This window comes from Streptomyces sp. cmx-4-9, assembly GCF_046548835.1.
Classification (GTDB): Bacteria; Actinomycetota; Actinomycetes; order Streptomycetales; family Streptomycetaceae; genus Streptomyces.
In genome coordinates this window covers 197,227-217,529 of record NZ_JAEBEE010000003.1, presented here as the reverse complement: position 1 = coordinate 217,529, position 20,303 = coordinate 197,227, and the positions used below count along the sequence as shown (strand labels likewise).

The following is a 20,303-nucleotide window of genomic DNA, read 5'->3' as shown; positions in this document are numbered from 1 at the left end:
GGACCGGACGCCCGGGCGAAGCCCACGAGACCCGAAAGGGACGGCCTAGTCTGCTCCCATGCGGATGATCGTCCGGGGTGCCCGGCTGCCGAGCGGCCGGGAGCACGCCGCCGACCCACACGGCCTGTCCGACGTCGAGGTCGGCGAGGACGGGCGGATCGCCCGGGTCCTGCCGCACGACGACCAGAAGGAGCCCCCCGCCACCGGTGTCCTCATCGAGGCGCACGGCTGCCTGCTCTCGGCGCCCTTCGTGGAGCCGCACATCCACCTGGACACCGCCCTGACCGCCGGGGAGCCGCGGCCGAACGCCTCCGGCACCCTCTGGGAGGGCATCGCCTGCTGGAGCGAGCGCAAGCGGACCCTCACGCACGAGGACGTGGTCGCACGGGCCACGGAGGTGCTGCGCTGGCAGGCGGCGCAGGGCGTGCTGCACGTGCGCACGCACTGCGACGTCACCGACCCCTCCCTCACCGCGCTGGACGCGCTGCTCGAAGTGCGCGACCGGGTGCGCGCGTTCATGACGCTCCAGATCGTGGCCTTCCCGCAGGAGGGCATCGTCTCCTTCCCCGGCGGTCCGTCGCTGCTGCGCGAGGCGCTGGTCCGCGGTGCGGACGTGGTCGGCGCCATCCCGCACTTCGAGGACACCCGCGAGGACGGAGTCGCGTCGCTGGGCGCCGCCTTCGCCCTGGCCGAGGAGTTCGGGCTGCGTGTGGACGCCCACTGCGACGAGATCGACGACGAGCAGTCCCGCTTCGTGGAGGTGCTGGCCGCGCTGGCGCTGCGTTCGGGCCTGCGCGAGCGGGCCACCGCCTCGCACACCACGGCCATGGGCTCCTACAACGGGGCCTACAGCAACAAGCTGCAGCGCCTGCTGGTCCGTTCCGGCATCAACCTGGTGGCCAACCCCTTCGCGAACCTCAACCTCCAGGGCCGTTTCGACGCCTATCCCAAGCGGCGCGGCCTGACCCAGGTCAAGGAGATGCTCGCGGCGGGGGTGAACGTGGCCTTCGGCCACGACGACGTGATGGACCCCTGGAACGCACTCGGCACCGCAAACCCGCTCCAGACCGCCCTCGTCGGCCTGTACGCCGCGCAGCTCACCGGCGCCGACGACCTGCCCGCCGCCTTCTCGATGGTGACGGACCGGGCGGCCCGCGTCCTCGGCCTGGACGACGGCGAGTACGGCATCGCCGAGGGGGCCCCCGCCAGCTTCGTGCTGCTGCCCGCCCCGACGCCCGAGGAGGCGATCCGCCGCCAGGTCCGGGCCCGGTACGTGGTCGCGCACGGCACCGTGATCGCTCAGAGCCCGCCGGCCCCGACCGTGCTCCACTGGCCCGGCGAGGACCCGTCGGAGGTCGACTTCACCCCGCGGCCCCGCTGACGTCCGGGTCCGGGCGGGGACGTCGCCGCGCTGCTGCGCGGGCCGCGTTCCGCGGCATCCGCCGACCGGTCGGATAGCGTGCCCGCATGTCGTGGGACGAGGACGGAACGCCGCACCCGTTCGCACAGCGCCGCACCGGCCGCAGTGAGCAGGAGCCGGACCGGCTGCCCGAGGTGCGGGAGTTGGAGGTGCTCGGCTGGGAGCCGGCGCCGGAGGCCGCACTGTGGGCGTTCCTGCCGTACGTGTGGCCGCCGCAGGACCGCACCTGGATCCCGGACCGCTCCACCCGCTGGGCGGTGGAGACCGGCCTCGACGGGCACGGACGCATCACCGCGGTGGAGTGCGCCCCGCTGCCCGGGGGCGACGTGGAACTCCTCGAAGCGGAGGCCGACGCCGTCCTCGCCGGCCTGGGCCTGCCGCCGCGGCCCCGGGGGCGGCTGTGGCTGCTGCGCCCGGTCGGCTCCCTGCCCGCGGTGGACGCGATGCTGGCGCACCTGCGGGCGCAGGCCGCCGCCCGGGGCGTGGCGCAGCAGCCCTCGGCGGAGTTCCTGGACCTGGTCCGGGCCGAACTCGCCGCACTGGCGCAGACCCGTGCCGAAGGCGGCGCGGAGCCTTCCCGGGGGGCCTGAGGCCGGCTGTCGCCCGCCGCGGGCCACTGGCCCGCAGGGGTGGCATCCGGCCCCGTGCGCACGGGGCCGGCACCGCCGCGCGGACCGGGGGAATCCACGCGGCGGTGGGCGCCGCTCCGGCCCGCGCCGGGACCGTCCGGGGCGGGGGAGCGGCGGTTCAGGGGGCAACGGTGGCCGCCGGCCGCCTCAGGGACGGCTCGTCAGGTACCCGCCCATGGAGGTGAAGTAGTCGCAGGCGGGCAGTTCGCGGCCGTCCTCGGTCCGTACGCGGGTGACGGCCAGGCCGTGGTTGCGGCCGGTTCGGGCGTCGGCGCCGGCGACGATGACCACGCCCTCGCCCTCGCGGTAGAAGATCCGGCCGGGGGTGCCGCCGTAGCGGCCCTCGGAGACGACGGCCTTCACGATCTCCAGGCGCTTGCCCTTGTGGAAGGCGAAGGCGCTCGGGTAGGGGGCGCTCTGGGCGCGGACCAGGCGCTCCAGGTCCTGGGCGGGCCAGTTCCAGTCGATGCGGATGTCCTCTTCGGCACGCTTGTGGAAGAAGCTGGCCTGGGAGCGGTCCTGCTTGGTGAACTCGGTGCGGCCGGACGCGATGAGGTCCAGGGCGCCGATGGTGACGGGGCCGATGAGGTCCACGGTCTTGTGGAACAGGTCGGTGGTGGTGTCGGTCGGGCCGACGGCGACGGCCTTCTGCAGGACGATGTCGCCGGCGTCGAGCACCTCGTCCATCATGTGGGCGGTGACGCCGACTTCCTGCTCGCCGTTGATGAGCGCCCAGATCAGCGGGGAGAACCCGGCGTACTTGGGGAGCAGGGAGTCGTGGACGTTCAGGGTGCCGTGCTCGGGGAGGTTGTAGATGCGCGGGGGGATCCAGGTGCGCCAGTTGTTGGCGACGAGGATGTCCGGGTCGGCCTCCTTCAGGAGCTGGAACAGCTCCTCGTCGTCCGGCCGGTTGCGTATGACCACGGGTACGCCGTGCTCCTGCGCGAGGTCCGCGACCGAGTCGCTCCAGATCTTCTCGTAGGCGTGGTCGCTCTTCGGGTGGGTCACGACCATCACCACGTCGTGCTCGGAGTCCAGGAGGGCCTGCAGGGTGCGATGGCCCCAGGTCTGATAACCGAACATGACGACCCGCATGGGGTTCCTCCTCAGAAGAGCGATTGACCGGGACAAGTAAAGCAAGGCTTACCTAAGGGTGCAACGAGCCGTAATCCTAGGGCCTGTTGACCCGATGATCGACCAGTTGTCCGTTTTGTCCCGTCGACAGCTTGGCCAGATCAGGTTAGCTTTACCTAAGTTCGCTCGGCTGCCGGTCATCGGTGTGCCTGGACTTCCGTTTCCCCCCTCGCCTGACCGAAACCTCGCAGGCGGCTGTCCCGCACGATGGGAGTGACATGTCTCAGGCTCTTCCTGGCGACGACGCACCACTGATCCACGATCTGATCGGCATCGGCTTCGGGCCGTCGAACGTGGCCATGGCGATCGCGCTGAGCGAGCACAACGCGCGCGTCGGAAGGCAAGGGGCGGTCACCGCACACTTCTTCGAGCAGCAGCCGCGCTTCGGCTGGCACCGCGGCATGCTCATCGACGACGCCACCATGCAGGTCTCCTTCCTCAAGGACCTGGTGACGCTCCGGAACCCGAGCAGCGAGTACACCTTCCTGCGCTTCCTGCAGAGCAAGGGCCGCCTGATCGACTTCGTCAACCACAAGAACCTCTTCCCGCTGCGGATCGAATTCCACGAGTACTTCGAGTGGGCCGCGGCCAAGGTCGACGACATGGTCTCCTACGGCCACCAGGTCACGGCCGTCACGCCCGTCGTGCGGGACGGCGTCGTGGAGTACCTGGACGTGACGGCCCGGTCCGGCGACGAGGTGGTCACCCACCGCGCCCGCAACCTCGTCATCGGCACGGGCCTGCGCCCGGTCATGCCCGAGGGCGCCGAGCGCACCGACCGCGTGTGGCACAACTCCGACCTGCTGGCGAAGGTGGAGGGCCTGGAGGGCACGGACCCCTCCCGCTTCATCGTCGTCGGCGCCGGCCAGAGCGCCGCCGAGAACGTGGCCTACCTGCACCGGCGCTTCCCCGAGGCCGAGATCTGCGCGGTCTTCTCCCGCTATGGCTACAGCCCCGCGGACGACAGCAGCTTCGCCAACCGCATCTTCGACCCGCAGGCCGTCGACGAGTTCTACACGGCCCCGGACTCCATCAAGCAGAAGCTGATGGACTACCACGGCAACACCAACTACTCCGTGGTGGACATCGACCTGATCGACGACCTGTACCGCCAGTCGTACCAGGAGAAGGTGCTCGGCACCGAGCGCCTGCGCTTCCTGAACGTCTCGCGCCTGACGGGCGTCGAGGAGACCGGGGACGGGGTCCGCGCCACCATCAAGTCCCTGGTCACCGGCGAGGAAGCAGCGCTGGACGCCGACGTGGTCGTCTGCGCCACCGGGTACCGGCAGGCCGACGCCCTCGGCATCCTCGGCGAGGTCGCCGAGCGCTGCCGGCGCGACGGGCAGGGCCGGGTGAGCGTAGAGCGCGACTACCGCATCACCACCGACGCGGACGTGCGCTGCGGCATCTACCTGCAGGGCGGCACCGAGCACACCCACGGCATCACGTCCTCCCTGCTGTCCAACACCGCCATCCGCGTCGGCGAGATCCTGGACTCCATCCTCGACCGCGACCTCAAGACCGTCTCGGACGCCGTCCGTCCGGTCGCCGACGGGGTGCCCTCCGCCCACTGAGGCACCCGCCCCACCCCTCCCCCTGCACGACGTGGTCCGGCCCGCCAGGCAGCCCCGCCCTGCCCGGCGGTCCGGCCCGCACTGTGAAACCCCCGTGAAAGGAACAACCGTGTCCACTGGTACGCGCTCCGCGCTGACCCGCTTCGGCAGAACCGTCCCCCGCATCGCCGTCGCGGCTGCCGCCGCCCTCGCCCTCGCCGCCTGCGGCTCGGGCGCGGACAAGAAGGACGACGTCGCCGCCCCCTCCGGCTCCGCCGCCGGCACGTCGGCGGGCGCCTTCCCGGTCACCGTCGAGCACAAGTACGGCAGCACGAAGATCGACGCGGAGCCGAAGCGGATCGTCACGCTCGGCCTCTCCGACCAGGACGCCGTACTCGCCCTCGGCATCAAGCCCGTCGGCGCCGTGGACTGGTTCAAGGAGACCCCGTACGGCAACTGGCCGTGGGCGAAGGACAAGTGGGGCTCGGTCAAGCCGGAGATCGTCGGTGAGCGCGACGAGTACAACATCGAGAAGATCGCGGCGCTCAAGCCCGACCTGGTCATCGCCCAGTACTCGGGGATGAAGAAGGAGCAGTACGACACCCTCTCGAAGTTCACCAAGGTCGTCGCCCAGCCCAAGGACCTGCCCGACTACGGTGCCTCCTGGCAGGTCATGACCCGCCAGATCGGCAAGTCCCTCGGCAAGGACGCGGAGACCGAGAAGCTGATCTCGGACATCGACGGCCGCTTCAAGGCCGTCCGCGAGAAGCACCCCGACTTCGCCACGAAGACCCTCGCCGTCGCCGACAGCTTCGAGGCCGGCAAGTACTCGGCCTTCACCAAGACCGACCCGAAGGCGATCTTCTTCTCCGAGCTCGGCTTCAAGCTGAAGCCCGAGATCGACGCCATGGTCGCCCAGCCCGGCTTCAACGTCGCCGAGCTGAGCGCCGAGAAGCTCGACGTCCTCGACGTCGACCGCCTGGTGTGGGTCACCTCCAGCACCGCCGCCAACGACCGCATCAAGGCGGAGCCGCTGTACAGCAAGCTGAAGGTCCACCAGGAGAAGCGCGACCTGTTCGTGCCCTACCAGAACCCGGACATCGGCGCCGCGTTCTCCTTCAACACCGTCCTGTCGATCCCGTACGCCATCGACCAGGTCGAGCCGCTCATCGCGGCCGTCAAGTAACCGCCGGCCCCCCGGCGCCCGCCCGTCCGCCGACCACCTCGGCGGACGGGCGGGCCCGCTGCGCCCCGGTCCCGGCCGGCCGGGGCACACCTCATTGACGCACCACCAGGGAAAGGCCCACTCGAACGATGTTTGACGTCGCGTCGGACCGGACGTCCGCTTCCGGCATACCCGTCACGGGCGGGCAGTCCGGTATCTGGCTGGCCCAGCAGATCGACCCGGACAGCTCCGCCTACAACATCGTGTTCGCCCTGGACCTGCGCGGCGACGTCGACCTCGGCCTGCTCGCCGCATCCGTGCGCCAGGCCGTTGAGGAAGCCGAAAGCCTGCACGTGCGGATCACCGCCGGCGAAGGCGGCCCCCGGCAGACGCCCGCCCCCGCGGCCTTCGACGTGCCCGTGGTGGACCTGCGCGGCAGCGCCGACCCCGAGGCGGCCGCAGCCGAGTGGACCGAGACCGAGCGCGACCGCCCCGCGGACCTGGCCCGCGGCCCGCTCTTCGCCCAGGCGCTGCTGCGCCTCGCGGACGACCGCGTCCGCTGGTACCAGCGCTACCACCACATCGTCACCGACGGCATGGGCGTCGCCCTGATCACCCGCCGCGCCGGTGAGCTCTACACCGCGGGCGGCGCCGGCTGCGCGCCCCGCGACCGCCGGATCTCCCGCCTCGTCGAGGCCGACCAGGCCTACCGCGCCTCGGACCGCCACCAGGAGGACCGCGCCTACTGGCTCGCGCGGATGGCCGGCATGCCCGAACCCGTGCGACTCGTCGAGCGCGCCGCGACGCCCATGACGCGCCGGCTGCGCCGCACCTCGCAGCTGTCCGCCGCCGACACCCGCCGGCTGCACGCCGCCGCCCGGCGCGCCGGCACCCGCCCGTCGCGGCTGCTGATCGCCGCCGTCGCCGCCTACCTGCACCGGGTCAGCGGCGAGCAGGACCTCGTCCTCGGGCTGCCGGTCGCCGCCCGCCGGGACGCCGCGTCGGCCGACATCCCCGGCATGGTGTCGAACATCGTCCCGCTGCGGCTGACCGTCCGCCCCGGCACGACCGGCACCGAACTCCTCACCGAGGTCCGCACGGCCGTCGCCGGCGCCGTCGACCACGGCTGCCACCGCGCCGAGGACCTCGCCCGCGAACTGGGCCTGGCCGACGGCGTACCGGAACTCGTCGGGCCCACCGTCAACATCCTGCCCCGCCCCGAAGACCTGCGCTTCGGCGACCTCGGCAGCGAACTCGACGCCGTCTGGCTCGGTCCCGTCAGCGACCTCGCGGTCAGCTTCGTCGAGTGCGAGGGCGGACTCGGCATCCGGATCCACCTCGACGCCGACGCCGGGGTCTGCGACGAGCAGGCGCTGCGCGACCACGAGCGGCGCTTCCTGGCCGTGCTCGGCTCCCTCGCCGACGACCCGGACCGCCCCGTCGGCCGCATCGAACTCACCTCCGCCGCCGAACGACGGCAGCTGCTGGAGGAGTTCGGCGTCTCCCCCCGCGACAGCGCCGACCTGTCCTGGCCCGCCGCCTTCGAGGAGCAGGTGCGGCGCACCCCCGACGCCGTCGCCCTGGTCTGCGAGGAGCGCGAGCTCACCTACGCGGAGCTGAACGCCGCGGCCAACCGGCTCGCCCGCCTCCTCACCGCCCGCGGCGCGGGCACCGAGGACGTCGTCGCCGTGGCCGTCCCGCGCTCGCCCGAACTCGTCGTGTCCCTGCTCGCCGTGATGAAGGCGGGCGCGGCCTACCTGCCGCTGGACGCCGACCACCCGCAGGACCGCATCCTGTACATGCTCGACGACGCCGGCGCCCGCACCGTCCTGACCACCCGCGAGCTCGCCGCCGCCCTGCCGGACGCCCCCGGCACCACCCGCCTGCTGCTCGACGACCCGGCCGTGGCGGCCGAGTGCGCCGCGTTCGACGCCGGCGACCCGGGCCTGCCCGTCGCGCTCGACCAGGCCGCGTACGTCATCTACACCTCCGGCTCCACCGGCCGGCCCAAGGGCGTCGTCGTCTCCCACGACGGCGTCGGCAGCCTCATCGCCACGGCCACCGACCGCATCGGCATCACCGCCGACAGCCGCGTCGTGCAGTTCGCCTCCGTCGGCTTCGACGTGACGGTGTGGGACCTGGTCATGTCGCTGTGCGTCGGCGGCCGGATCATCGTCGTCCCCACCGAGCGCCGCGTCGCCGGGACCGCCCTCACCGACTACATCGCGCGCCACCGCGCCACCCACATGATCCTGCCGCCCTCGCTCGTCTCGGCGCTGCCGCAGGACTGCGAACTGCCCGACGGCGCCGTGCTGATCGTCGGCACCGAAGCGGTGCCCGGCGAGCTCATCGCCCGCTGGGCCGGCCGCCTCCAGGTGGTCGTGGCCTACGGCCTCACCGAGGCCACGGTCAACTCCACCCTGTGGCGCGCCGACGCGGACCGGCCGGGCCCCGCCCCCATCGGCGAACCCGACCCCAACACCCGCGCCTACGTGCTCGACGCGGCGCTTCGCCCGGTGCCCGTCGGCGCCGAGGGCGAGCTGTACGTCGCCGGCCGCGGCCTGGCCCGCGGCTACCTCGGCCGCCACGCGCTGACCTCCGAGCGGTTCGTCGCCGATCCGTACGCCGCCGAGCCCGGCGCGCGCATGTACCGTACGGGCGACCGCGTCCGCTGGGCCGCCGACGGAAACCTGGAATTCCTCGGCCGCTCCGACGGCCAGATCAAGATCCGCGGCCATCGGATCGAGCCCGGCGAGGTCGAGAGCTTCCTGATGGCCTGCCCGGGCATCGCCCAGGCCGCGGTGCTGGTCCGCGAGGACCACCGCAGCGCCAAGCGGCTCGTGGCCTACCTCGTCGCCGAGGCCGGCGCGGACGCCGACGCCTCCGTGGCGCAGGCCCGCACCCGGATCGCCGGGGCGCTGCCCGACCACATGGTGCCGTCCGCCGTCGTCCGCCTCGACGGGCCGCTGCCGCTGACACCCAACGGCAAGCTCGACACCCGGGCCCTGCCCGAGCCCCAGTGGGCCGCGGCCGCCGGCGGCGACGCGCCCACCACCCCCGCCGAGTCCGCGCTCGCCGGGCTCTTCGCCGAGGTGCTGGGCCTGCCGTCGGTCGGCGTCCACGACAGCTTCTTCGAGCTGGGCGGCGACAGCATCATCGCCATCCAGATGGTCAACCGCGCCCGCGAGGCCGGACTGGCGATCACCCCGCGCGACGTGTTCCGGCTGCGTACCGTCGCCGCGCTGGCGCGGACGGCGGGCGAGGCCCCGGCCACCGCCCCGGCGGCCGCGTCGGTGCAGCTCGACGAGGACGCCCTGCCCGTCTCGCCGCTGCAGGAGGGCTTCTTCTTCCACGCGGAGTTCGACCAGGAGGCCGGCGACCTGTACGTCGTCCAGGAGGTCCTGGACCTGGCGGGCACCGTCGACCCCGGGCGGCTGCGCAGCTCGCTGCAACTGCTGATCGACCGGCACCCGCTGCTGCGCGCCTCGTTCCGCCAGCTGCCCGGCGGCCGGGTCGTCCAGCGGATCGCACAGACCGCGGCCCTGCCCTGGCGCGAGGCCGACACGGCCCGCACCCCGCTGGAGGAGGTCCTGCGGCAGGACCGGGCCGAGCGCTTCGACTTCGGCCGGCCGCCGCTGATGCGCGCCACCCTGGTCAAGGACGGGGAGCGCAGCCGGCTGCTGCTGACCCTCCACCACATCATCGCCGACGGCTGGTCGGTGTCCGTCCTGCTGCGTGAGCTGACCGCCGCCTACCAGGGCGAGGCGCTGCCCGAGCCGCCCGCCCCGCAGCCGTACCTGGCGTGGCTGGCCGGCCGGGACCGCGACGCCGCGCGCAGCGCGTGGCAGCAGGCGCTGGCCGGTCTGGAGGAGCCCACCCGGCTGCTCGCCCCCGCCGCGGCGGGCGGGGGGACGGCGCCCGCCGCCGCCTCGAAGGACGTGGACCTGCGGTTGCCCGAGACGCTCACCGCGGGCCTGACCGCCGGCGCCCGCAGCCGCGGCCTGACCCTCAGCACCGTCGTGCACGGCGCCTGGGCCCTGCTGCTGGGCGCCCTGACCGGCAGCCGCGACCTCGTCTTCGGCACCACCGTCTCCGGCCGCACCACCGAGGTCGAGGGCCTGGACGCGGCCGTGGGCCTGTTCATCAACACCGTCCCCGTCCGGGTGTGCCTGCGCCCGGACGAGGCCCTCGCCGATCTGCTGCTGCGGGTCCAGGACGAGCACGCCGCCCTGCTCGACCACCAGCACCTCGGGCTCGCCGAGATCCAGCGGATCGTCGGCGAGGGGGACCTCTTCGACACGCTCGTGGTCTTCGAGAACCACCCGGCCCGCGACCCGGCCTCCGGACCGGACGACCAGGCGTTGCGGATCACCGGCGCCGAGGTCCTCGACTCCGTGCACTACCCGCTGGCGCTGATCGTGGAGCCCGGCGCCGGACGGCTGTCCCTGCGGTTCAAGTACGACGCGTCCCGGCTCGACCAGCCCGCCGTCGAGGCCGTCGCCCACCGCTTCCAGGCGCTGCTCCAGGCCTTCGTGTCCGACCCCGCCCGTCCGGTCGCCCGCCTGGCGGCGCTCTCCGGCCGTGAGCAGGAGCAGCTGGCCGCGCTGAACGCCACCGCGCGGGCCCTGCCCGACGCCGAGGCCACCCTCGCCTCGCTGTTCGCCGCCCAGGTGGCGCGCACCCCCGGCGCCCCGGCCGTCGTCTTCGAGGACACCACGCTCGACTACGCCGAACTCGACCGCCGCGCCGAGGCGCTGGCCCGCCGGCTGCGGGCCCTGGGCGCCGGCCCCGAGCAGTTCGTGGCCGTCGCGGTGCCCCGCTCCGCGGAGCTGATGGTCGCCCTGCTCGGCGTGCACAAGGCGGGCGCCGCCTACCTGCCGCTGGACCTCGACTACCCGGCCGACCGGGTCGCGTCCATGCTCGCCGACTCGGGCGCCCGCACCGTCGTGACCACCGCCGGCGCGGCCGGCCGGCTGCCCGCCGTGCCCGGTCTCACGCAGGTCCTGATGGACGGCCCCGAGGCGGCGGACACCCCCGCGGCCGCAGCCGCCCCGGCGGCCGCCCTGCCCGACCATCCCGCCTACCTGATCTACACCTCCGGCTCCACCGGCCGCCCGAAGGGCGTCGCCGTCACCCACCGCGCGATCGTCAACCGGCTGGCCTGGATGCAGGGCGAGTACGGGCTCACCGCCGACGACCGCGTGCTGCAGAAGACCCCGTCGAGCTTCGACGTGTCCGTCTGGGAGTTCTTCTGGGCCCTCGTCGAAGGCGCGGCCGTCGTCCTGGCCCGGCCCGACGGCCACCGCGACCCGGCCTACCTCGCCGAGCTGGTCCGCACCCGGCGGATCACCACCCTGCACTTCGTGCCGTCGATGCTCGGGGCGTTCGTCCAGGTCCTGGAAGCCGCCCCCGGCGCCGACTGGGCGGCGAGCCTGCGCCGCGTGTTCTGCAGCGGCGAAGCCCTCACCGGCCCGGACGCCCGCCGCTGGCACGAGCTGACCTCCCGTGCGGGCGCCCCCGTACCGCTGCACAACCTGTACGGTCCCACCGAGGCGGCCGTCGACGTGACGTACTTCCCCTACGAGGGCGGCACCGAACGGGCCGTGCCGATCGGCCGACCCGTGTGGAACACCCGGCTGTACGTGCTGGACTCCTTCCTGCGCCCCGCCCCCGAGGGGGTGCCGGGCGAGCTGTACCTCGCCGGCGTGCAGCTGGCCCGCGGCTACCACGACCGGCACGGCCTGACCGCCGAGCGGTTCGTCGCGGACCCGTTCGGCGGGCCCGGTGAGCGCATGTACCGCACCGGCGACCTGGTGTGCCGCCGCGCCGACGGCGCCGTCGAGTACCTCGGCCGCACCGACCGGCAGGTCAAGATCCGCGGCAACCGCGTCGAACTCGGCGAGATCGAGGCGGCCGTGGCCGCCCTGCCCGGCGTCGCCCGCGCCGCCGTGATCGTCCGCGACGGGGCCCTCCTCGGCTACGCCGTGCCCGCCCCGGGCACGGCCCTGGACACCGGGGCCCTGCACGGGGAACTCGCGGCGGCGCTGCCCGCGGCGATGGTCCCGGCCGCCCTCACCGCCCTGGCGGAGATCCCGCTGACGCCCAGCGGCAAGCTCGACCAGAACGCCCTGCCCTCGCCGTCGGCGGCCCCCCGGGCCGGCGGCCGCGCCCCCCGGGGCGAGCGGGAGAGCGCCCTGTGCGAAATCTTCACCGACGTCCTCGGCCTGGCCGGCATCGGCGCCGACGACGACTTCTTCGTGCTCGGCGGCGACAGCCTCACCTCGATCTCCGTCGCCACCCGGGCCCGTGAAAGGGGACTGGCCATCAGCCCGCGCGAGGTGTTCGAGCACCGCACGCCCGCCGCGCTCGCCGCGGCGGCCGCGCACCTGACCGAGGAGACCGCCCCCGCCGCACCGGCCGCCCCCGCGGCGCCCGCCGCCGGCGTGACCGTGTCCGCCGCGGAAGCCGGGCAGGCCGCCGCGGCCCTCCAGGCCGTGCTCGCCCTCCAGCAGCAGTCCGGCGCCGCCGTCGACCCGGCGCTGCAGGCACTGCTGGCCCAGCTGACGGCCGGAGCGCCGGCCGGGGAGCCGGCCGGGGAGCCGGCACCGCCCGCCCCGCTCGGCGGGCTGGAGCTCACCGCCGAGGAGCGCGCCCGCGTCGAGGCCGCCGCCGGGCTGCCCGTCGCCGATGTCTGGCCGCTCTCCCCGCTCCAGGAGGGCATGTACTTCCACGCCACCTACGACGCGGGCGACGCCCTCGACGTCTACCTGTCCCAGGAGACCCTGGACTTCGACCGCCGCCTGGACGCGGACCGGCTGCGCGCCGCCTGCCGGGGCATCCTGGAGCGCAACGCCAGCCTCCGCGCCGGCTTCACCAGCGACGGCCTGCCCCGGCCCGTGCAGTTCATCGCGGACGGCGCGGAGATCCCCGTCCTGGAGACCGACCTGTCGGCGCTGCCCGCCGACGCGCAGCGCTCCCGGATGGAGGAGCTGCTCGCCGCAGACCGCCGCGAGCGCTTCGACCTCTCGGCGCCGCCCCTGTGCCGGCTGCGGCTGGTGCGGCTCGCCGACGGCCGGGACCGGCTCGTCGTCACCCACCACCTCATCCTGTGGGACGGCTGGTCCGCATGGCTGTTCCTGGAGGAGCTGTTCACGCTGTACGAACGGTCCGGCGAGAGCGCGGGCCTGCCCGCGCCCGGCTCCTACCGCGACTACCTGGAGTGGCTGGACCGGCAGGACACCTCCGAGGCCCTCGGTGCGTGGCGCGAGGCGCTCGCGGGCTTCGACGAGCCCACCCTCGTCGCTCCCGCGGGCCGCGACGCGGGCCCGGTCATCCCCGCCGACCACGACGCCGTACTGAGCCGGGAGTCCAGCGAGCGGCTGCGGGCCCTGGCCCGGCAGCACGGCCTCACCCTGAACACGGTGCTCAACGCCGCCTGGGGCCTGGTCCTGTCCGCGATGACCGGCCGCGGCGACGTCGCCTTCGGCACGGCCGTCGCCGGCCGCCCCGCGGACGTCCCGAACGTCGCGGGCATCATCGGCATGTTCCTCAACACCATCCCGGCCCGCGTCGCCTTCTCCCCGGACGAGCCGCTGCTCGCCCTGCTGCGCCGCATGCAGTCCGAACGCGCCGGCGTCATGCCGTACGAGTACGTCGGCCTCGGCACCCTCCAGCAGGAGAGCGGCCACCGCCGGCTGTTCGACACGCTCTTCGTGCTCCGCTCCGCCGACGGCGAGGACCGCGCGGCGGCGCTGCGCGGGCGCCACGGCATCACCGACGTCTCCAACGTCGACGGCACGCACTTCCCGCTCACGCTGATCGTCACGCCCGAGACCCGGCTGCGGGTGACCCTGGCGGCCCGGCCCGACCTGTTCGACGGTGCGGCCGCGGCGACGATCCTGGGCCGGTTCACGGCCGTCCTGGAGCGGCTCGGCGAGCTGCTCGCCGGCCCGGACGCCGCGTCCGCCCGCACCGCCGCCGTGGACCTGCTGCTCCCGCCGGAGCGCGCCGCCCTGACCGCCGCCCGGGCCGCCGGCCGCGAGCCCGTACCGGACGAGACCATCGCCGACCTGCTGACGGCGCAGGTGGCCCGCACCCCGGACGCGGTCGCGCTGGTCTTCGGCGAGCGCGCCCTGACGTACGCCGAGCTGGACGCGCACATCAACCGGATCGCCCGCCTGCTGCTGGCCCGCGGCGCCGGCCCGGAGAAGGTCGTCGCGCTGGCCCTGCCCCGGTCCATCGACATGGTCGCCGCGCTGTTCGCCGTCCTGCGGACCGGCGCCGCCTACCTGCCGCTCGACCTGGACCACCCGGCCGACCGGCTGCGCCTGATGGCCGAGGACACCGGCCCGCTGTGCCTGGTGTCCACCGCGGCCGTCGCCCCGACCCTGCGCGGCCCCGGCGGCCCGGTGGCCCCCGAGCTCCTGCTGGACGACGAGGCCGTCGCCGCCGAACTGGCCGCGATGCCCGGCGGCGAAGTCACCGACGCCGAGCGCCCGGACTTCGCCCGCGGCGTTCCGGGCCGCCTGGAGCACCCGGCGTACGTCATCTACACCTCCGGCTCCACCGGCCGGCCCAAGGGCGTCGTCACCCCCTACCGGGGGCTGACGAACATGCAGCTCAACCACCAGAAGGAGATCTTCGACCCGGCCATCGCCTCGGCCGGCGGGCGCCGGCTGCGCATCGCGCACACCGTGTCCTTCGCCTTCGACATGTCGTGGGAGGAGCTGCTGTGGCTCGTCGAGGGCCACGAGGTGCACGTCTGCGACGAGGAGCTGCGCCGTGACGCGCAGGCCCTGGTCGCCTACTGCGACCGGCACCGCGTCGACGTGGTCAACGTGACCCCGACGTACGCCCAGCTGCTCATCGAGGAGGGCCTCCTCGACCGGGACGAGCAGGCCGGCAGGCACCGCCCCGCGCTGGTCCTGCTCGGCGGCGAAGCGGTCTCCGACACCGTGTGGACGACACTGCGCCGCACCGAGGACACCTACGGCTACAACCTGTACGGCCCGACCGAGTACACCATCAACACCCTCGGCGGCTCCACGGCGGACAGCGCCTCCCCCACGGTCGGCCGGCCCATCCGCAACACCCGGGCGTACGTCCTGGACGCCATGCTGCGCCCGGTCCCGCCCGGCTGCCCCGGCGAGCTGTACATCGCCGGCACCGGCCTGGCCCGCGGCTACCACGACCGCCCCGCGCTGAGCGCCGAGCGGTTCGTCGCCGACCCCTTCGGCGAGCCCGGCGAGCGGATGTACCGCACCGGCGACCTCGTCCGGCAGCGGCCCGACGGGCTGATCGACTTCCTCGGCCGCACCGACGACCAGGTGAAGATCCGCGGTTACCGCATCGAGCTCGGCGAGATCGCCGCCGCCCTCTCCGCGCACCCCGAGGTCGCCCACGCGGCCGTCGTGGTCAACGAGAGCACCGGCACCAAGCGCCTGGTCGGCTACTTCGCACCCGAGGACGGCGCACGTGCCGCGGCGGCCGGGGAGGACCTGCTCCGGCGGCTGCGCGAGCACCTGAAGGCGCACCTGCCCGACTACATGGTCCCGTCGGCGCTCGTCCCCGTCGCCACCCTGCCGCTCACCGTCAACGGCAAGCTGGACGTCCGGGCCCTGCCCGCGCCCGACTTCGCCGGGACGGGCACGAGCCGCGCCCCCCGCACCCCGCGGGAGGAGCTGCTCTGCGCCCTGTACGCCGAGGTGCTGGGCCTGCCCGAGGGCAGCGTCGGCATCGACAGCGACTTCTTCGAGCTGGGCGGCCACTCGCTGCTGGCGACCCGGCTGGTCAGCCGGGCCCGTACCGCGCTCGACGCCGAACTGGCCATCCGCGACCTGTTCGAGGCGCCCACCGTCGCCGAGCTGGTCGAGCGCGCGGCCCGCTCCGGGGGTCCCGCCCGCCCGGCGCTGACCGCCGGGGAACGGCCCGACGAGCTGCCGCTCTCCCACGCCCAGCAGCGGCTGTGGGTCGTGCAGCAGATCGAGTGCACCTCCGCCGCGTACAACTTCCCGCTGGTCATGCGCCTGCACGGGGACCTCGACGCCGACGCGTGGGAAGCTGCCCTCGCCGACGTCACGGGGCGGCACGAAGCCCTGCGGACCGTGTTCGTGGAGGGCGCGGGCCAGACCGTCCAGCGGGTGCTGCCCGCGGAGGAGGCCCGTCCCGTCGTGGAGCGGCTGCGCGCCACCGAGGACCAGGTGCCCGCCGTCGTCGACGCGGCCGTCAACCGGCCGTTCGACCTGGCCGCCGAACTCCCGTTGCGCGCCACCCTCGTGGAACTGTCGCCGCGCGAGCACGTCGCCGTCCTGCTGCTGCACCACATCACCACCGACGAGTGGTCGGACCGCCCGTTCCTGCGCGACCTGGCGGCCGCCTACGCGGCCCGCGCCGGCGGGGCCGCGCCGCAGTGGGAGCCGCTGCCCGTCCAGTACGCCGACTACGCCCTGTGGCAGCAGCGCCTGCTCGGCGACCCGGCGGACGCGGACAGCCTGGCCGCCCGGCAGCTGGAGTTCTGGGCCACCACCCTGGACGGCGCCCCCGAGGAACTGGAACTGCCCACGGACCGGCCGCGTCCGGCCCGGCCGGCCTTCACCGGGGCCGAGCTGGACATCGCCTTCGACGGCGAGGTCCACGAGGGCCTCAAGCGGCTCGCCCGCGAGAGCGGCGCCAGCATGTTCATGGTGGTGCACGCGGCCGTCGCGGCCCTGCTCCACCGCATGGGCGCCGGTACGGACATCCCCCTCGGCTCGCCCATCGCGGGCCGCGGCGAGGAAGCCCTGGACGACCTGGTCGGCTTCTTCGTCAACACCCTGGTGCTGCGCACCGACCTGAGCGGCGACCCCGGTTTCACCGAGCTGCTCGGCCGGGTCCGGGAGACCGACCTCGCGGCGTTCTCGCACGCCGACGTGCCCTTCGAGGCGGTCGTGGAGAAGCTCAACCCGACCCGCTCACTGTCCCGGAACCCGCTGTTCCAGGTGATGGTCGGCTACCACGCCCGTACCGGCGACGGCCTGGAACTGCCCGAACTGCGCGCCGAGTACGTGCCGTTCCGGATCAGCTCGGCCAAGTTCGACCTGGTGTTCAGCTTCACCGAGCACCTCCCCGCCGACGGCGGCCCGGGCTCCCTGGGCTGCCGCCTGGAGTTCGCCACCGAGCTCTTCGACCACGCGACCGCCGAACGCCTCGGCGAGCGTCTGCGGACGCTCGTCGCGGCCGTGGTCGCCGCACCGCAGGAGCCCCTCTCCCGGGCGCAGCTCCTCGGCGACGACGAACGCCGGCTGGTCCTGGAGGGCTTCAACGGCAGCCCCCGCGAGGTCGAGGAGGAGTCCTTCCCGGCCCTCTTCGCCCGGCGCCTGGCCGAACGCCCCGACGCCGTCGCCGTCGTCGACCGGGACCGCCCGGTCACCTACGCGCAGCTCGACGCCCGCGCGAACCGCCTCGCCCGGCTGATGGCCGCGCGCGGCGTGCGCACCGAGAGCGTGGTCGGCGTGGCCGTGCCCCGCTCCGCCGACATGGTGGCCACGGTGCTCGCGGCGCTCAAGCTCGGCGCGGCGTTCCTGCCGCTGGACCTGGTCCACCCGGCCGACCGCCTCACCTACATGATCGAGGACTCGCGCGCCGCGCTCGTGGTCGCCACCGAGCCCGTCGCGGGCAAGATCCCCGAGGTCGCGGGCGTCCCGGTGGTGCTCCTCGACGAGCCCGCGGTGGCGGCCGAGCTGGACACCCTCGCGCAGAGCGCGCTCGACGGCGCACCCGTCGGCCTCGACCAGGCCGCGTACGTCATCTACACCTCCGGCTCCACGGGCCGCCCCAAGGGCGTGGCCGTACCGCACGAGGGCATCGCCAGCCTCGTCGCCACCGCCGTCGACCGGATGGGCCTGCAGCGCGACAGCCACGTCCTGCAGTTCGCGTCCATCGGCTTCGACGTCTTCGCGTTCGAGCTGGCGATGGCCCTGTGCCACGGCGGCCGGCTCGTCCTGATCACCGACGAGGCCCGGGTCGCCGGACCCGAGCTCACCGACTTCCTCGCCGCGCAGCGGATCACCCACATGATCCTGCCGCCGTCCCTCGTCTCGGCCCTGCCGCCCGGCTGCGAGCTGCCCGAGGGCTCGACCGTCCTGGTCGGCACGGAGACGGTGCCACCGGACCTGTTCGAGCGGTTCGGCGCCACGGCCCATCTGATCTGCGCGTACGGGCTCACGGAGGCGACGGTCAACTCCACGCTGTGGCCCGCCCGCGAGTACGGCGGCCGCCCCTCGGGCCGCGTGCCCATCGGCCGGCCCGACCCGAACACCCGCTGCTACGTCCTCGACGACCACCTGCGGCCGGTACCGCCCGGCGTCTCCGGCGAGCTGTACGTCTCCGGACGCGGCCTCGCCCGCGGCTACCTCGGCAAGGCCGGGCTGACGTCGGAGCGGTTCGTCGCCGACCCGTACGGCCCGCCCGGCAGCCGGATGTACCGCACCGGCGACCGCGCCCGCTGGCGCGCCGACGGCAACCTGGACTTCCTCGGGCGCGTCGACACCCAGGTCAAGGTCCGAGGCTTCCGCATCGAGCTGGGCGAGATCGAGGCGGCCCTCGCCGGCCATCCGGCGCTCGCGCAGGCCGCCGTGGTCCCCGACCGCGACGGCGACATCGTCCGCCTGGTCGGCTACGCCGTGCCTGAGGCGGGCAAGGAGCTCGACCCGCAGGCGCTGCGCGCCCATGTGGCCGGTCTGCTGCCCGAGTACATGGTGCCGGCCCTGGTCGTCCCGCTGGACGGCCCGCTGCCGCTGACGCCCAACGGCAAGCTGGACCGCAAGGCGCTGCCCGCGCCGGACTGGGCCGCGATGACCGGCGACGCGGTCCCGGCCAACGAGACGCAGGCCCGTCTCGCCGCGCTGTTCTGCGAGATCCTCAAGCTGGAGGAGGTCGGCGTCCACGACAACTTCTTCGCACTCGGCGGCCACTCCATGGCCTCGATGCGGCTCCTGGGCCGCATCCGGGCCGAGTTCGGGGCCGAGCTGAGCATCCGCGACGTCTTCGACGCGCTGACCGTCGCCGGCATCGAGGCCAAGCTGAAGGGCGCGGCGTCGGCCCGGCCGGCCCTGGAGGCGGCTGCCGGGCACCCGCAGGAGCCGGCTGCGGCGCCCGTCCAGCGCTGGCACTGGGATGCCTTCCGCCGCCACGGCGGCTTCGACCACGCCCTGGTGCTGCGCTCGCCCGGCGGCCTGGACGCGGACGCCCTGTCCGCGGCCCTCGCCGACGTGGCGGCCCGCCACGAGCCGCTCCGCACGTCCTTCGCGGAAGCAGACGGCGTGCTGCAGCACCGGCCCGCCGGGGCCCCCGCCCTGGTCCGCGAGACGTGCGACGACCTGGAGGCGCGCCTGGCGGAACTGGCCGCCGGGACACCGGAGCCGGAGCGTGCGGCGCCGTTCGCCGCCCACCTGCTGACGGCGGCCGACGGCCGCCAGACCCTGCTGCTGACGATGCACTACCTGGTGGTCGACGAGTGGTCGGTCGTGCCCCTGTTCCGCGACCTGACCGCGGCGTACGCGGCCCGGACGGACGGCCGGGCACCCGCCTGGCAGCCGCTGCCGGTCTCGTACGCCGACTACGCCGGGTGGGCCCGCGAGGTCCTCGGCGACCTGGACGACCCGGCCAGCCGGGGCGGCCGGCAGCTCGCCTGGTGGCGCGAGACGCTGAAGGACGCACCGCGGGCCCTGGCCCTTCCGACGGACGGGCCGCGCGCCGCCTCCGGGGGCGCGGACCACGTCGGCTTCGTCCTCGACGAGCAGCTGCACGCGGCCGTGGACGACCTGGCCCGGGCGACCGGCACGAGCATGTTCATGGTGCTGCACGCCGCCCTGTCGACCGTGCTCACCGCCCACGGCGCGGGCACGGACCTGCCCATCGCCACGATGGTCGCCGGCCGTACGGACGACCGGCTCGCCGACCTGGTGGGCTGCTTCTTCAACACGGTCGTGCTGCGCACCGACACGGCGGGCGACCCGACCTTCGCGCACCTGCTGTCCCGGGTGCGGGAGACCGTGCTCAGCGCCCTCGACCGGCAGGACGTCCCCTTCGAGGAGGTCGTCCGGGCGGCCGGACTGCCCCCGCAGGGCCCGCAGGTCATGGTGATCCACCATGAGCAGGCGGACCTGGAGCAGCTGGAGGGCGGCATCGGCTCCCTCGACGCCGTGCCGACCGGTTCGACCCGGGCGCAGCTGACCCTCAGCTTCTACGAACCGCAGGGGGACGGCCCCGTCCACTGCGGCCTGATCCACGCGACCGACCTCATCGGCACCGCCACGGCACGGCGGCTCGCCGACGAACTCCAGAGGCTGCTGCGCACCGTGGCAGCCGACCCGGAACAGCCGCTCTCGGAGCTGTTCACCGCCCTGTCCCACAAGGAGTGACCA

At 74.2% G+C, this 20,303-nt stretch carries 6 protein-coding genes; 5 read left to right on the top strand and 1 reads right to left on the bottom strand.

Going from position 1 to position 20,303, the window contains the following annotated elements; translation table 11 throughout:
- Positions 1-58: 58 nt before the first annotated feature.
- Complete coding sequence (gene codA / locus ACLJTM_RS11850; RefSeq protein WP_411103465.1) at positions 59-1,381, top strand: cytosine deaminase; 1,323 nt, start codon at positions 59-61, stop codon at positions 1,379-1,381.
- Positions 1,382-1,467: 86 nt separating this feature from the next.
- On the top strand, positions 1,468-2,010 hold the full coding sequence (locus ACLJTM_RS11845) for a DUF5956 family protein (RefSeq protein ID WP_411103464.1): 543 nt from the start codon (positions 1,468-1,470) through the stop codon (positions 2,008-2,010).
- A gap of 186 nt (positions 2,011-2,196) precedes the next feature.
- Here ACLJTM_RS11845 and ACLJTM_RS11840 read toward each other — a convergent pair whose 3' ends face one another.
- Positions 2,197-3,144 carry a methionyl-tRNA formyltransferase gene (locus ACLJTM_RS11840; protein WP_411103463.1) on the bottom strand — a complete coding sequence of 316 codons (948 nt, stop codon included), beginning with the start codon at positions 3,142-3,144 and terminating at the stop codon, positions 2,197-2,199.
- 257 nt (positions 3,145-3,401) lie between these two features.
- Here ACLJTM_RS11840 and ACLJTM_RS11835 point away from each other — a divergent pair, with 257 nt between their 5' ends.
- The 3 genes from ACLJTM_RS11835 (at position 3,402) to ACLJTM_RS11825 (ending at position 20,300) form a co-directional block, all read left to right on the top strand.
- Positions 3,402-4,757, top strand: coding sequence for a lysine N(6)-hydroxylase/L-ornithine N(5)-oxygenase family protein (locus ACLJTM_RS11835; protein ID WP_411103462.1), 1,356 nt, complete (start codon positions 3,402-3,404; stop codon positions 4,755-4,757).
- Positions 4,758-4,866: 109 nt separating this feature from the next.
- Positions 4,867-5,922: an iron-siderophore ABC transporter substrate-binding protein gene (locus ACLJTM_RS11830; protein WP_411103461.1), complete on the top strand. Its 1,056-nt coding sequence runs from the start codon at positions 4,867-4,869 to the stop codon at positions 5,920-5,922.
- A gap of 128 nt (positions 5,923-6,050) precedes the next feature.
- Entirely contained in the window at positions 6,051-20,300 is a 14,250-nt protein-coding gene (locus ACLJTM_RS11825; RefSeq protein ID WP_411103460.1) for an amino acid adenylation domain-containing protein, read from the top strand.
- The last annotated feature ends 3 nt before the right edge of the window (positions 20,301-20,303 follow it).